General features: G+C 59.0%; 1 pseudogene. It reads right to left on the bottom strand.

Annotated elements, in window-relative coordinates:
* Positions 1-496 (bottom strand): annotated as a pseudogene (locus AC1EK4_RS11990) (hypothetical protein); the annotation flags it as partial.
* Positions 497-502 lie beyond the last annotated feature (6 nt).

A 502-nucleotide genomic window follows, 5' to 3' on the forward strand; every position in this document is an offset into this window, starting at 1 on the left:
TCATGTACTGCAGGTTGCCGTCGGTGAAGTTGACCTTCTTGCCATCCTTGCTCACGGTGAACACGGATGGGGTGCCAGCGGCGTTGCGCACGAAGGCGTCGGCGTTGTTGCCTACGTTCGTCGGTGCGGCTCCGGCGGAGACGATTTCGTTGGAGGTTTGCTTGTCGGTGTAGATGTCGAAGGAGATCGTGGACTTGTCGGTCGCTACCTTGTTGGGCACCAGAGGGAGGTAGATGTCAAAGGGCGCACCAGTCACGGTCGACGTGAACACAAACCCCGAACGCACGTTGCTCTCCTTTCCCGCCATAACGGGGTTCTCAATGTTTCCGCTTGCCGCGTCGACGGTGGCCTGCAGGGGTACGTCGCCGTGTACCACGAGTTTTTGGTATCTGTTGCCCAGGCGCGAGTCGTTGTTGCCCTTGACACTGAAGTGGGCTGCGGCGAAGGCGTTCTTGAGTGTCACGTCTTCCAGTATGCCGGCCTTGTCGCCGTTCATCTTCAC

The sequence above is a fragment of the Prevotella sp. C0026C3 genome (assembly GCF_056590795.1).